This window comes from Methanomicrobium sp., from assembly GCF_055145805.1.
This window is the reverse complement of sequence record NZ_JBSREC010000025.1, coordinates 1-14,517: the sequence shown is the minus strand read 5'-3', so window position 1 is coordinate 14,517 and position 14,517 is coordinate 1. Positions and strand designations below refer to the sequence as shown.

Sequence of the window (14,517 nt, the reverse complement as noted above, 5' to 3'; positions counted from 1 at the left end):
TGCTCGCCTGCCGTCAGAACTATTTCACTTTCAGGAAAGCCGTCAAGGTATCCGGTGTAGGAATAAATGCCTGAAACCTCCCGCGGTGTTTTTATTGTAAAACCTTTAAGAACCATCAGATACGGTTCTCCTTCAATTTTTACAGACAAATTATCCCCTGCAAACAGCTGTTTTCTGATCATTTCAATATCCAGGAGCACGAGATCGCAGTTTTCAATGGTGCTCTGTATATTAAGCTCCGTACCGTTCTTCTGCGATTTTACAAGCGTCGTTGCACCTGCAAAATCAACAAGAGGAACTGCTGATTCGCCCTCTCCCGATACACAATAACAGGATTGCAGTGACCCGCCGCAAAAATATACCACACATCCGATTATCACTAAAAATATCAGCGCCAGAAAAATTCCGGCAGCAACCAGGTTTTTATCAGCCCCTTTCATGATCTGGCCATAAGAATAAAGTAATAATCCCCGTTCCAAAAAAGGGCCTTTCTTATGTGGTTGCCCTGACCATCCCTTTCAACCGAATATTTTGACATGATCTCATCTGTCGCCTTTCCCCGGACTGAAGCATGGCTGATAAACTCCCCCCCGTCGTCGTTGATGTTTTCAAAAAGCTCTCTTAAGGGCGGATATCTGTTGAAATCATCATTTGTTATCTCTACAATTTCGTAACAATCCAGGTTCTCCTCTGACACTTTTGCAAGCGACATTGATCCTCCGAGATCGCCTGAAAGCAGGTGCAAAAAGAGCATAAATCCCGATATTATGAAAATGAATATTATTAAAACTGCCAGAGCAGCCTTCTGTAATTTTTCCATATTTACTCCTCCTAAAAATAATCTCAGCTTGCAGTACTATTGTTTTTAATGCCAATATCAACCGTATTAGGATCTATCGTGCCAAATTCATTTTTAACCATTATCACATACCCTGATTTATCTATAAAAACCTGATAAGCCCTTTTTTTCCCCTGCTCATTTGTAACTGATATTTTTACAGAATAGATATCCACGCCATTCATTTTCACAGGTCCTGAGCCTGTAACTTTGTAATCGCCATCACCAATGAGAGAGACCACTTCGGGATTATTTGCTGCAATTGAAATCAGTTCATCATCTGTAAACTCTTTATCAAAAACACACCCTGAAGAGAGGATTATTCCGGCAATAAAAAACGCCGGCAAACCGGTTTTGGCAATTCTTTTTATAAATATCATCTAAATATTCCGTATAAACTGCAATATCTTCATATCATAATCATGAAATCAGAATAATCTCAGGTATCTGCTATTCGGACTTACCCATCCAAGATTAATATATAAATATATTACATATATCACTTATCATTATGTCCCCGGACCCTTCTTTGGAAAAATCAAATTGATTTTTTGTCAGGATAGTTATTTTTTGGTTTTTAAAAAATTCATCACTCATCAGAAATCACCCTGAGAGTGAACGCTGAAAAATCAAAACCTCCTGTAGGTGTCCTTAGTTGTGCACTAAAACAATAATCCCCCGGTTTTACCGAAGAATCAACTGAAAATGACATATCGAGATAGTAATCAGCAAAGCTTCTGGCTGTGAATCTGTCCGGAGTTAAAGACACCTGTATTCCTTTTGGCCAAGAGGGGCATTCATCCTCACCTATAGGCCCATGATTCAGACTGCATGGCACTGTTGTCAGGTTCATTGTTACTATACCAGTGTCAAGTTCGCCCGTTTGAACTATAAACTGTGCAATGCCAGTTTCTCCCTGCGGCACAACCAGCAGATCCTGAGCATAATCTCCTGATCCCTGGTAGAAGTGGTAAAGCCCGGCACCACTCATAGGTGTGCCGTCATCAACAGCCACTCTTACCCAGTCGTCAGTAATCGCATCCGGCGACCCTTCGATATCAGCGTGCATGTATAACCACAGATCGTGAGGTTCAGAATCAGGCTGCATGTGAACCGTAACTGTAGATGTATAAACATTCCCCGGCTTTGCCATGAACTCTTCCGGTTCAACTGCAACTTTAAAGTTATTTGGCAGAGGAAGAGGGCTCGTCTCATACAATCCGGCGACACGTGTTATCTTATACTTCACAGTTTTAGGTTGCATGTTTCTGGAATAGAAGGTATAGTTTATTGAACCTGACGGATCGGGCTTTTTCACCCATGTTGTTCCGTCATAATTTAACATGTGGATTAAGAATCTCTCCCCGTTAAAACCTCCGACAGGCAGTGTCAGCAGATCAGAGGTATAGTCAGTACTGCCCGAAACAAGAGCCGGGTGCAGTGAGTCAGAGTAATTTTCTGTTGTAATTATTCCGGGCCTTTCAACAGCACCCCTGGGTTTTGATACATCCGGAGGAATAAACGAGAACCTGCTCTCAGGAATGTTGGTATTCACTTCAATGCGGTTATATTCGATTACATCGTTTACGGTATCCGACGGGTAATATGTTGTGATGTTCCATACGAGGCCTGATTTTGGATCTATCCTGGCCCGGATTTTTGAGCTGATATAATCAGTGTACTTATCAGACCATGGTTCTGTTAAAATCTCTATTTCATACAGCATACGATCATCAGCCGGCTCTGTTTCGGTTATGGTAAATTCCTCGTTAAAAACGGCTCTTTGAATAATTGCCTGGTAATCATGCCGGGGAAGATACGCTATTTCCGGCTGGATATTGTACGTGTTCTCTTTGGCATCATACCAGACTGCTGTTGTTTTATTCATGAGGAGGATTGTTCCCGGCGCATTCTTTGTACTGCTGAGGTATTCCATACGGTATTCTGCGGGAGCTTTCCAGTCAAAAAGAATCTGCCCGTCTTTTGCAGAGTGATATTCTGACTGATAATCCTCAATTCTGCCTGCATTTTCAAGAAACTTATTTTTCAGTTCACCGGCAGTCAGGTTGTTGTACTGGCTGGTTGTGCAGCCTGAAAGGAGAGGGAATGTCACCAGAAGAAGAAATAAACAGGTCAGAATAAATATACGGGAGGATTTCATAGTTAAGGACTCACAAGATTATTATTTTATTTTTTGAATCATAGTCAGATAATATTTCCTTTTCCATTTTTATCATACCTTAATCTCCTGAATTTTACTAATTAATTCCGGAAAAAAAGACAATCACCCATACAACAGCAAGTCCAAGTGCAGCAGCCAGATGTTTCCTTGTTTTAAAAGATGCAAAATATCCTGAAAGTCCTCCGATTCCCGCAAGACTCAGATAATAAACGATTGCCATTGCGAGCCAGTCTGTGTGAACAGGAGTGAAACCCTGTAAAGCGATACCGGCAGTCATAAGCAGGGGAAATGGAACTGCCCCCAGGAGAGCTGCAGCAACCCTGTTTTTGGTATACCAGCCATAAAATATTGCGATCAACGGAAAAACAGCAGGTAAGAAAAATATTGGCACAGCTGCAAAAAGAGAGATCATGAGATCTGTCATTCCTTCTGATAACAAAACAAAATCCTCCTCATTTTTTTAAATTATGACTGACCGACAACGATCTGGTAACAGGTATTGTTCCACCAGACATATCTGTTAACAGAATTATTTACAAAGTAGCGATTCCTAAAATCCTGAATTTGTTCATAATCCCATTCAAAGCGATTAAATGTTATTCCCCCGCTGTCAGGGTCATTTAACAGTTCCCTCAGGACAGGGTACTGACTGAAATCAGACTCACTTAAATTTATAATAACAGTTTCCGATCTTAAATCTGTTTCCTTAAAAGAGTAGGCACCGGCAAAAATAGATGAATCAGGTGTGAATAAAATGTGATATGCCAGAAGTGTACTGTATGATGCCAGGGAAATAACAAAGACTGCCACAATGAACAGAACGGCTATTTTACCTGATTTAATTATTTTTTTCATGAACTCTCACTAATTTTTTTTATCCAGTTTTATATCCCGGATAATCAGAGAAAACAAATCATCAGCAGATCATCTTATTTTTCTTAAACACATCACAATAACTCCGGAAATACTCAGTCCTGCCAAAGAAATTAGTATATGGAGCGGTGTGGAAGGCGTGGATTTTGGAGGATTTATCCGAATATATACAGAACCTGTGCTCATCTGCAGATTGGATATATCCCAGATACCTCTGTCATCATCAGGAGAATAGAGATAATAGACATGAATTGTATAAAGTCCGGGTATCACCTTTGTATCATTTTTATCCTTTTGATCCCAGACAAATACTTCTGTACATGATTCTCCGGGAAACAGAATCTTTGCAGATTGATTGCGCAGATATTTTCTGGATTCTGACATCGCTTCATTTGTGATTATTGTCATTGGGGGAACGCCCATTATGGTAACCGGGTTTTGGCCTTCGTTTTTGAGAGTTATATTTACGATAACAGGTTCATCACCGGAATATGCATGAACATAGGAATTCGGATTTTCCGTAGGGCTGGATGGAGTGATGGAAAGATAAACACCGTTTCTGTCAGCTGCGACAGGGCTAATCAAAAAAATACAAATAATAATTAGTGCCAGTGTTTGTTTTTTAATTTTCAGCATCATCAAAAAAATAGAATTTGCTCATTTATATCTTCTCTCACTATGCTCTTGAACTGTTCCAAAAGTAATCAAACTGAGTGTTTAACTGGCGGTCTTGTTTTACCATTGTCAAAAAAATTAAGACAAAAATGCCTTATAAATAAAATTCAAATAATTTTCAGACAAAAAAATCATTTGCGCTTTTAAGTATGAACATTTTATCTATGGATTATCATCCGGTTGTGAAATTGTCCTGTTTCTCTTATCCATACTGATTTTGGATACAGGACAATTTTCTTTACCGGCTAAAATCCCGCATTATCTGCAGCATCCCATTTCCCAAACCCGCTTTTTATCAGAAGACATGCGGGAATCAGAAGAAGAACTGACATGTAGGCAAGATAAGGACTAATGAATGTCAGTGCCAGAAGAACAAGTGTCAGGGGTCCTGTCACAAGAATATATTTTAAAAATACCCTGACATTGTAGATCATTGTTCCGGGAGAAAGTCCGCAAAGCCTTACCATTAAGGCAAGAGTGAAAAACGAGACACAAAGTGTCAGAACAACGGCACCCGGAATGTATTCAGCGGCCCCTGAGATAAAACCCGCCATTACAATAAAAGCTACGGGAACTGCCTGAAGTACAGTAAAAGTTCCAATCTTTGCCCGGATTACTGATGAAATATTCAAAGGCAAAAAGAGATATGTCGATACCTGGTCAAACTCAGTGAGCCATGTGTACATGGTCGATGCTATAATACCGGTTGTGACTGCAAGCGTGAAGAGAATATTTCCCTGTGTGAGAAAACCGGCCATAAAAGATAATACCAGCCAGATCAGTCCAAGCGGAAGAAGAAATGAGAAGAGAGTCTGCCCCACTCCGATTCCGCTTCTGTAAAGATCAATAAAGTCCTTTGCAACCAGAGTATTCTCTTTTAGAAATTTCAGCCTCATTGAGAGAGAATCCAGTCTGTTTTTGTAATGCTTCTCAGAGCCTGAGTCAATAGGTGTAAAAAAGAGGACCGAAAGCACGAAAAGAACAGTTATCAGACACAGAGATAACAAAAGCCCGGAATATGTGAATGAGTTAAAGAGTGAAACCGGCGGGAAGAGCAGGAAGATGACAGTTTCCGGAGAATATACCAAACTTAAGGCCACAACTGACAGCACAAGGACTAAAAGTAAGCCGGCAAGTGCCCTTTTGCTTCTGGAATATACTGCCGACAATAAAAATACAACACAAAGCCCTGTCAGGAATGCAAGCGACATCGTCAGAAGCAAAAGCATCGGATAGTATAGCGAAATTCCCAGAAACGGCGATGCGATGAGAAAACCTGCTCCGAACGGAAGTACCCAGAGTATGAAGTAGTAGATGATATCCTTTACAACGAAATTTAAAAATATCATCTTCTCTGATACCGGAAGACTCCTTGCCGAATATGCAATAAAGCTTGCCTGCCCGAATCTGCGGTTCATAACCTCTTTCCCCATGAGTCCAAAGGAGCCAACCATTACACCCAGGAGAACAAACTGTGCATGAATCACAATCCCAAGCACTGCGATGTCCATCACACTTCTAATAAGCGGCAGAAGAAATGCACCCATAAAGGCGATTGCGAATATCAATACAGGAAACATCGCGAAATTCAGACTTCCGAAAAGTGTTGAGTGCATCCGCCACTCTTCCTTAAACATGACCTTAAAGATATCAAACATCTAAATTCCTCTTCTCAACAAGATCCATGAAAAAATCATCGAGATGAATATTTTTATCCTTTAAAGAGCTTACAGTCCCTGTATGCAGAAGCTTTCCCTTGTGTAAAATTGCGAAATCAGAGCATATTTCCTCTGCAATCTCAAGTATATGGGTTGAGAGAAATATTGTATTTCCGCGGGCCACATAATCCTTTAAAAATTTCTTTACCTTTCTCTGCATAACGGGATCGAGATTTATTAAGGGCTCGTCAATTAATGCGACCTCCGGGTCGTGTAAAAAGGCCTGCGCAAACATGAGTTTCTGCCTTGTTCCGCGTGACAAATCCTTGCAAAGAACGTCTTTTTTGTCAGCGAAATCAAGATAGTCAAACCACCAGTCCGCTTTATCACCGATATCTTCTATATTTCTGATTTTGGCGACGAAAGAGAGATACTCCTCTGACGTTAAAAAACTCGGCGGAGTCTCCTGTTCGGGGATTATTCCCACAGCCTCCCTGACCTTAATACCTTCTGCTGATGAATCAATTTCAAGAATCTCTCCCGAACCGGACGTGGGCTTAATCTGGCCGGTGAGCATCTTAATCATTGTAGTCTTTCCGGAACCGTTCGGTCCTAAAAGCCCGAAAAGACTCCCCTTCTCAACAGAAAGACTGACAGAATCAACAGCTCTTAACTCTCCAAAAGTCTTTGTCAGGTTATCGGTTCTGATTACAGGCGCCATATATATCTCCGTTAGAGACTACTTTTGATTAAGTGCAATATATATCTGCTCAATTTTTCAATTAAATTAAGTGCATATCCTGCAGAAGAACAAGGCTGAGTTAAAACGTCAGGGAATTCTGATTATCGCTGAGCGGCACTCCCTGAATTGATGTAAGAGCCCATCTTTGCCATTGTCTCTCACAATCCATAGATCAGTGAAAAGTAAGATCTAGCTTTCGGCGGTCGGATTAACGAAGATATATTTCAAAAAATAACTGAAAAACCGGCCTTGTAGAAATCCCCTGTGAAAATCCACCCGGAGACTGAAAAAAATAATAGTTATTCTGATAAATTTTATTTCCTGCCTCTGCCGTGATCCCACCAGTCAGGATATTTGTCGCGTCTTCTTTTCCATATAAATCCTGACGCAACTATCCCAATCACAATGAGAAAAATTCCGGGGATTATCAGCGGGGATAATGACAATCCTTTTTCAGTGGAGACTGCAGGTACCGGTGTTTCTGTTTCCGAAGGTGCGGTTGCCGGTGCAGTGGTTTTAACTCTCTTATCTGATTCAGATGCAGGATCAGGTGCTGCCTTTTCAGGAACAATCGCCGCACCTTCTGAATATGCTATTGCAAAGAGGGAGAAGGAAGGAGTCTGTGAACTGTAATAGTAATAACCTCCGTCTTCGCCGGCGAATGTTGTTAAAAGCTCCTCCCATTCGCCTGTTTCCTCATTGTAGTGCAGCATTACGATGTCGCTGATATCATACCCGTTTGATTCAAGCCAGCTCTTTTCAACCTTAAAATCAAAAGTTCCGCCGGATATTCCTGACGGCTCAAGATAGTAGACTGTCACATCCTCGTACTCGTAGACATCGGTTTCAGGCTCATCAACATCTGAAGGGGTGTTTTTCTGGCTCTTTACGGTTACCATCACTTTTGAGATCTTATCACCGGCTGTTATCGATAGTTCACCTACGGCTCCTTTTCCTTCAAAGCCGAATGAAGCCGTTTCACCGGCATTGAGACTGCCTGTAGCACCTACGCCTGTGTCGGTGTTTGATCCGTCGCCGCCGCTTCCGCCGCTACTTCCCCCGTTATCGGGTGCTACTGTGGGCTGCGGGGCGGGGACTGCACTGATATTGACATAACCTGCACGGGAGAGGGTGTCGGTTACGCCGGATCTGCTCACCGTGAGATTTACGGTGTACGTTCCGGCTGTATCATAAGTGTGGACAGGGTTTGAGGATGTGGTGGTATTAAACCATTCACCGTCGCCGAACGACCAGTTCCATGCAGTCGGACTACCGCCGGAGGCATCGGTGAAGTTGACATCGAGCGGAGCTGTGCCGGTTATCGGATCTCCTGTGAAGCCTGCTTCCAGAACAGTTACAGGGACGCTTACAGTCACACCGTCAATCACCGCACTTATCATCGCAGTCCCTGCAGATTCCGGGGTGAAGACAGTCGTGTTAACACCGGAGGATACGTTTCCGCCCGAAACCGAGAGTGTACCGGAGGTTGCGGAGAATGCTACCGGAATCCCGTCGGGGACAAAAAGGCCGGAACCTGAGGTGTCATCGCCGTTCGAGTTGTGCGTCAGGTTCGCTTTTATTGTGGATGTCCCCGATGTCGTAATAACAGAAGGTGTGGCGGTGATTCCGGACTTCAGATACGGGTTTGTATCCGCGTTTACGATGATATTAGTTATCGATCCGCTTCCCCACCAGTTGTTTTCGGCGGAGATTTGCATAATTGCGCTGGAAATTGCTGTATCCTGATATTTATAGATCCTGCAGAAGTTCATATTGCAAGGGACACCGCTGAGTAAATAGAATGCATCGGGACCATTATCAGCATTGCAGTTAGTAAAAGTGCACGAGGTCAGGACAACCGAAGTTTTGGAGTAGATTGCACCTGCGTTTTGAGTGGCATTGCAGCCGGAAAATACACAGGATGTAGCATTAAGACTGCCTGCTTCGGAGTAGATTGCACCACCGTCCCCAGTGACGGAACAGTCGCTGAAAATGCACGAGGTCAGGACAACCTGATTTTTGGAGTAGATTGCACCGCCATATGCATTGGCAGAGCAACCGCTGAAAGTGCACGAGGTCAGGACAACCGGAATTTCGGAGTAGATTGCACCGCCATATCCTGATCCCTCTGTAGCAGAACATCCGGAAAACACACAGGAAGCAGCAGTGAGACTGCCGCCAGACGTGAAATGTACACCACCTCCAAGACCATTACCATCTTTCCCGTCCTTCAGGGTGAGGTTATCTATAACAAAAGTATTATCCGAAGAATAAAAAATTCCATTTTGATTTCCACCGTCGATAATCGTATTCTCAGCCGTTCCGCCTGCAGATGCGTTCGCCTTTATGGTGATATCTTTGTTTATACTAATACCATTACCATTCTGATAGTACGTCCCCGGGTTGAGGATGAGCGTGTCGCCTGAGGAGGCGAGTGTGACATTATCAGAAATAGTATCGTTTGTTGTCAGTGTCCACTCCTTCGCCGATGCCGGCGATGCTGAAACCAGAAGCAGAATAAACAAAATTACTGCCGCGAACGTGCAGTGCCTGTAAAAATCCGTCTTTTTCTTCCGCATCTCATCCGATGCAGAAAAATATTTCTCTTTGAATCTGTCCGTTTTTACCATCCCCTTAAAAGAAGCATATGAAAAGCAGGGATGTAATTTCCCAGTCCCGTCTTTGAGAAATAATTATTCCTGTTTAAAATTGTGATATTATATAACTTATTGTTTGAATCCGGCAGGCAGACCTAAAGAAGAAGAGAAATTTTTTCAGGTTTTTTAGCGTTTGCAGCTATGAAAATCAAAACGGCCAGTGATGGAAATTATTTTTCCCTGCCATAAAGTAACCTCTCAACCCCTGCATTGCCTAATACATTACGTTCTTGTCAGGTTCAGGGTACAGCTCTATTGCCTGCCTGATATTTGCGAGTGTGAAATCCCCGGGTATTTTCCCTGTGAAACACATCCGGGAAGAGAGGGAACTTCTGCCACAAACCAGCCGTCCTCTCCCGGTTTTATCAAAACCTGTATCTGCATCTTATTCTTCTATATGAATCTGGTAATTTTAAAAATATGGGTTGTTAGAAAAATTGGGTGTTGAATTCACTCTGCAAAAATTCACATCTGCCTGAACCTGCAGGTAAAAGAAGCTTTGAGAAGTTTTGTCAGGTCAGTCTTTTTTATACTATAAGATACAATTTTCAACAAACACCCGGACAAATTCGGAGTTGCATTCCGGATTTGTCCAACATAGGGGGAGAAATATGATTAAAAGAGAAGCTGAAAAAAAACTTAGACAGCTTGCAGGCGGATTTCCGGCAGTATCTGTAACAGGACCAAGGCAATCCGGAAAGACAACTCTTGTGAAGTCTGTCTTTTCTGAAAAACCCTATGTTTTACTTGAAGATCCGGACACAAGAGCATATGCAAAGGAAGATCCAAGAAGTTTTTTAAAGCAATTTGAAAAAACTGGAGCTGTAATTGATGAAATACAGCATGTTCCTGAATTGTTCTCTTACCTTCAGGGAGTACTTGATAGTTCAAAAAAAACAGGCAGGTTTATTCTCACAGGTTCGCAAAATTTCATGCTTTCAGAAAAAATATCACAGTCACTTGCAGGAAGGGTTGGAATTTTAAAACTTCTTCCTCTCTCAATGAGCGAGTTAAAAACAGCAGGTGCCGGTCTGAAAACATATGAGGATTATTTATTCAATGGATTTTTCCCACGGATTTATGACAGCAAAATAAATGCAACGGACTATTACTCGTCATATGTTCAGACATATATCGAAAGAGACCTTCGGCAGCTTAAACAAATAAAAAACCTCTCAACATTTCAGGATTTTCTGAAGATGTGTGCAAACAGAAACGGGCAGATTGTCAACTTCTCCTCGCTTGCAAATGACTGTGGCATCAATGATAAAACCGCAAAAGAATGGATTTCTCTTCTTCAGGCATCATTCATAATAGTCCTTGCAAGAGCACATCACAAAAATTTCAACAAACGCCTTACCAAAATGCCAAAACTCTACTTTACAGACCCCGGCCTTGCCTCATATCTTGCCGGAATTCAAAATATCGAACAGGTGAAATACCACTCACTGAAAGGAGGGCTTTTTGAATCCCTGATTATCGTCGAACTCTTAAAATACAGGTTCAACAGGGCAAAGGAGAACAACATATATTACTGGAGGGATAAGGCAGGACATGAAATAGACTGTATAATTGATACAGGAGAAGATAATCCGGTGCCGGTCGAAATCAAGGCAGGAAGAACAGTAAATGACGATTATTTTAAAAATATCTCATACTGGAATAATCTCTCGGGAAATCCTCCAAAGAGATCTTTTGTTGTTTACGGCGGTGAAAGCCCGCAGAACAGGAAAGCGGGGAGAGTTGTTTCATATGATGATTTAGGTCAGGTCATGGATTTTTTGTGATAATCATAGATATATGAAAACACCCTCCTCAATTTTTTTTGCCTGATTGAGGATAAAGTGATTTGACAGGAAAATAAATGGTGATTAACCAATGCAAAATAATGAAAAGAAGAATCAGTTATCTATCCATGATGAACTGACAGAATTTCTGCTATATACATCCCCTGACGGAGAGGTAAAAGTAGAGGTGTTTTTGCATAACGAAAACATCTGGCTTACTCAAAAGCGGATTTCTGAATTATTTGGAACCACTAAACAAAATGTAGGAAATCATCTTAAAAATATTTTTGATGAGAGTGAACTTTTGGAGAAATCAGTTGTAAAGAATTTCTTTACAACTGTATGAGTATTCTAATCTTTTGCCGATACTGAAAGGAGCCGGTTTTACAGGTATAACCTCTCATGAAAATATTCTGACTCAGGAGAATTTTGGGTGCGGGGATGCAGTTACGTTTTACCGGGCTTTAAAGCCTGAATAAAAGACTTTGAAAAATTTTTAGAAGTTATTCCAAAAAAACCTTTTTTTTTGAAATATGCAAATATTCAGATAAATAATCTATATAAGGTAGTTTTGCATTTTAGAATTGAAATTATGACTCTTAGAGTTATATATTGCAACACCAATATTTTATATATCTGATATTATGAATGAAGAGAAATTTTTAGTTCATATTGATATTTTAGGATTCGAAAAATTACCCCGTGAACTTGGTAAGAACACTGATTTTAATGAAAATTGGATAAGGGAAAATGCAATATTAAATCCTTTTAATAAAAAAATTCAGGACTTGGAAAATAACAATCAAAATGATTCAAAAAAATATTACATAGAAAAAGGAACAGATAATTGTTTTATAATTGCTTCTGATCTCAGTTTGATTTTTCAAATATTGCATAAATTTTTGAATATAGATCTTCCAACTGAAAATAAAAATATTGAAAAAATACCTATTGAAGTAGCTATTGATATTATAAAAAATAGTGAAGATTCAGACAATCCTATTGCCTCAAATGAAATTATATCTGCACTTAAAAAGGATTTACCTAAAAAATATAGGGACTGGCATAAAGAACAATTTCATGAATCAATTAAGGAATCATATGTTATACTTACTGCTGCTGTTTTCCAAAAATTAGAAGTTCATCAAAAAATTGATTGTAAAAAAATACCACTAGAAAATGAAGTAATTTTCTCATTACCTATTTCAGCAATTAAAAGAGAATTTGAAATTTATGATTTTTTAAAGAAAATTGGAAAATCTCGAAACGATGCTAGTGGTGCATTGATTGACAAAGTTTTCATTCCTCCTCAGGAATATGAAAATATTCTGAAAAGTTTTGAGAAAGATCATATTATTTTTCTTACTGGAACTCCCGAATATGGCAAGACCTATCTGGCTATTCGATTATTATGGCTTTGGTATAAAAAAGGATATAATCCTATCTGGATCAAAGGTGGAGATATCAATGAAAGATCTGAAGGCAGGAAATTTCTAGAGACAATTGATGCTAATAAAAATCAAAATCAGATAATTTATGTTGAAGATCCTTTTGGAAATATTGAATATGAGAAAAGGGAAAAATTGAGTCAGGGAATCAATGAAATAATTAGTTTTATCCAAAATAAAACAAATATTTTTTTGCTATTAACATCCAGAAAAGATATTTTTAAAGAATTTAAAGCAGATTCTTTGTCTGATGAAGAGATTGAAAATTTTGAAAAAGAACTAAATCTCAAAATGCCCTCATATGACACTCAAAAAAGAAAATCTATCTTAAATGATTGGGCAAATATTAAAGATTGCAAATGGTATAAAGTGCCTAAATTAAAAAAACATGTTATCTCTCTAATTGAAAAAGAAGATATTTTACCTACACCATTAAGTATTCATAATTTTATCCAAAACTCAATAAATATTCAAAATATTGATGATATTGAGAGAGAAATTAAAAGAAATTCAGAGTCTTCTGAGAGAAATTTTGCAAAAGAGATTATTGGTCTTTACAATACAGGAAGAAAAGATAAAATTTTACTATTATCCTTTATTCTCATTTCTGAAAATTTTGATTATAAATTTATAAATTATAAATATGATAACCTAAAAAAAGAAGGATATCAAGAATTTTCAAAATTGGTAGATGAAGAAGACCGGATAATAGTAAGTAATCGAGGATTTACATTACCACTAACTCTTCCATTCAGTTTTTCTGGACAAAAAATACTATCTTTTAAACATCCATCATATAGAGCTACAACTCCCTTCATATTAAAAAATTCAGGATGCAATTTAATATTTTGTAAAGCATTGGGTGAACTTTCATATGACTCAAAATCAATCCCGGATGTTATTCGTGTATTAAATAAATACTATCTAGAATTACCTAAAAAAACAAGAAATGAATTAATTCAAACAATCTATCAAACGCATTTGAAAAAAAAGTTTGAAAATTATTCCTCAAATACGTCATGTGAAGAAGATGATTATGAAAACTATATCGAACCATATTTAGAATTACTCATCAGCCATTATGATGAATTAGATCAAATTAATCAAACAATATTTAGAGATTTATTGAATATTGAGTTTTCAGGAGAGATTATTCTTTATCTAATATCACAAAACTATCCAAATTGCTCATTAAAAATAAAAGAATTGTTTAAAAATTATATTATTCCCCCTAAATATTTAAAGGGAGCCTTAACTGCATTATGTGACAATTACAAAAAATTGCCGGAAGATCTTCAAAAAATACCTTTTGAAATTATTTCAAATAAAAATTTTATGAAGAAAGGTAATAATACTTCAATCGCAGCAGCAGTCATTTTCGAATGTTTTGAATTTATTCCAATAGGACCTGATGCAGAATTATTATTAATTCTATCAAATTACCCCGAGGCAGTAACAGCAGTAAGCTGGGTTACATTTGATTCTTTCTCAATTTTGCCTAAAAATATAGTGGAAAAAATCATTGAAAATATTATAGACTACGATGATTCAATAGATAATTTATCTAATTTACTGCTCCATCAATATCCAAATTTGTCAATAGCATTGAGAAATAAAATTCTTAATAAAGTCCTTGAATATAACTTACCTGATTATT

General features: G+C 38.9%; 13 protein-coding genes and 1 pseudogene. 3 read left to right on the top strand and 11 right to left on the bottom strand.

The window, feature by feature from the left end:
• The 11 genes and pseudogenes from ACTB1O_RS01830 to ACTB1O_RS01780 form a co-directional block, all read right to left on the bottom strand.
• Positions 1-440 (bottom strand): annotated as a pseudogene (locus ACTB1O_RS01830) (hypothetical protein); the annotation flags it as partial.
• Entirely contained in the window at positions 437-820 is a 384-nt protein-coding gene (locus tag ACTB1O_RS01825) for a hypothetical protein (protein ID WP_462993438.1), read from the bottom strand. The pseudogene ACTB1O_RS01830 and the gene ACTB1O_RS01825, both read right to left, overlap by 4 nt.
• A gap of 23 nt (positions 821-843) precedes the next feature.
• Positions 844-1,218, bottom strand: a complete 375-nt coding sequence (locus ACTB1O_RS01820; protein WP_462993437.1) for a hypothetical protein — start codon at positions 1,216-1,218, stop codon at positions 844-846.
• Between the two features lie 209 nt (positions 1,219-1,427).
• Positions 1,428-2,951 (bottom strand): LolA family protein, encoded by a 1,524-nt coding sequence (locus ACTB1O_RS01815; protein WP_462993436.1) that lies wholly within the window; start codon positions 2,949-2,951, stop codon positions 1,428-1,430.
• 145 nt (positions 2,952-3,096) lie between these two features.
• Positions 3,097-3,459: a hypothetical protein gene (locus ACTB1O_RS01810; protein ID WP_462993435.1), complete on the bottom strand. Its 363-nt coding sequence runs from the start codon at positions 3,457-3,459 to the stop codon at positions 3,097-3,099.
• A 26-nt stretch (positions 3,460-3,485) separates the two neighbouring features.
• Complete coding sequence (locus ACTB1O_RS01805; protein ID WP_462993434.1) at positions 3,486-3,875, bottom strand: hypothetical protein; 390 nt, start codon at positions 3,873-3,875, stop codon at positions 3,486-3,488.
• Between the two features lie 69 nt (positions 3,876-3,944).
• Positions 3,945-4,478, bottom strand: coding sequence for a hypothetical protein (locus tag ACTB1O_RS01800; RefSeq protein WP_462993433.1), 534 nt, complete (start codon positions 4,476-4,478; stop codon positions 3,945-3,947).
• 335 nt (positions 4,479-4,813) lie between these two features.
• Positions 4,814-6,226: a hypothetical protein gene (locus tag ACTB1O_RS01795; RefSeq protein ID WP_462993432.1), complete on the bottom strand. Its 1,413-nt coding sequence runs from the start codon at positions 6,224-6,226 to the stop codon at positions 4,814-4,816.
• Positions 6,219-6,947, bottom strand: coding sequence for an ABC transporter ATP-binding protein (locus ACTB1O_RS01790; RefSeq protein WP_462993431.1), 729 nt, complete (start codon positions 6,945-6,947; stop codon positions 6,219-6,221). The genes ACTB1O_RS01795 and ACTB1O_RS01790 overlap by 8 nt, the downstream gene beginning before the upstream one ends.
• 335 nt (positions 6,948-7,282) lie before the next feature.
• Complete coding sequence (locus ACTB1O_RS01785; protein ID WP_462993430.1) at positions 7,283-9,598, bottom strand: PGF-pre-PGF domain-containing protein; 2,316 nt, start codon at positions 9,596-9,598, stop codon at positions 7,283-7,285.
• Positions 9,599-9,877: 279 nt separating this feature from the next.
• Positions 9,878-10,009 carry a type II toxin-antitoxin system HicB family antitoxin gene (locus ACTB1O_RS01780; protein ID WP_462993429.1) on the bottom strand — a complete coding sequence of 44 codons (132 nt, stop codon included), beginning with the start codon at positions 10,007-10,009 and terminating at the stop codon, positions 9,878-9,880.
• A 227-nt stretch (positions 10,010-10,236) separates the two neighbouring features.
• Between ACTB1O_RS01780 and ACTB1O_RS01775 the strand changes: the two genes are divergently transcribed.
• The 3 genes from ACTB1O_RS01775 to ACTB1O_RS01765 all read left to right on the top strand — a co-directional run.
• Positions 10,237-11,412: an ATP-binding protein gene (locus ACTB1O_RS01775; protein WP_462993428.1), complete on the top strand. Its 1,176-nt coding sequence runs from the start codon at positions 10,237-10,239 to the stop codon at positions 11,410-11,412.
• Between the two features lie 91 nt (positions 11,413-11,503).
• Positions 11,504-11,758 carry a hypothetical protein gene (locus tag ACTB1O_RS01770; RefSeq protein WP_462993427.1) on the top strand — a complete coding sequence of 85 codons (255 nt, stop codon included), beginning with the start codon at positions 11,504-11,506 and terminating at the stop codon, positions 11,756-11,758.
• A 298-nt stretch (positions 11,759-12,056) separates the two neighbouring features.
• A partial coding sequence (locus ACTB1O_RS01765) for an nSTAND3 domain-containing NTPase (RefSeq protein ID WP_462993426.1) occupies positions 12,057-14,517 on the top strand: 2,461 nt, incomplete at its 3' end.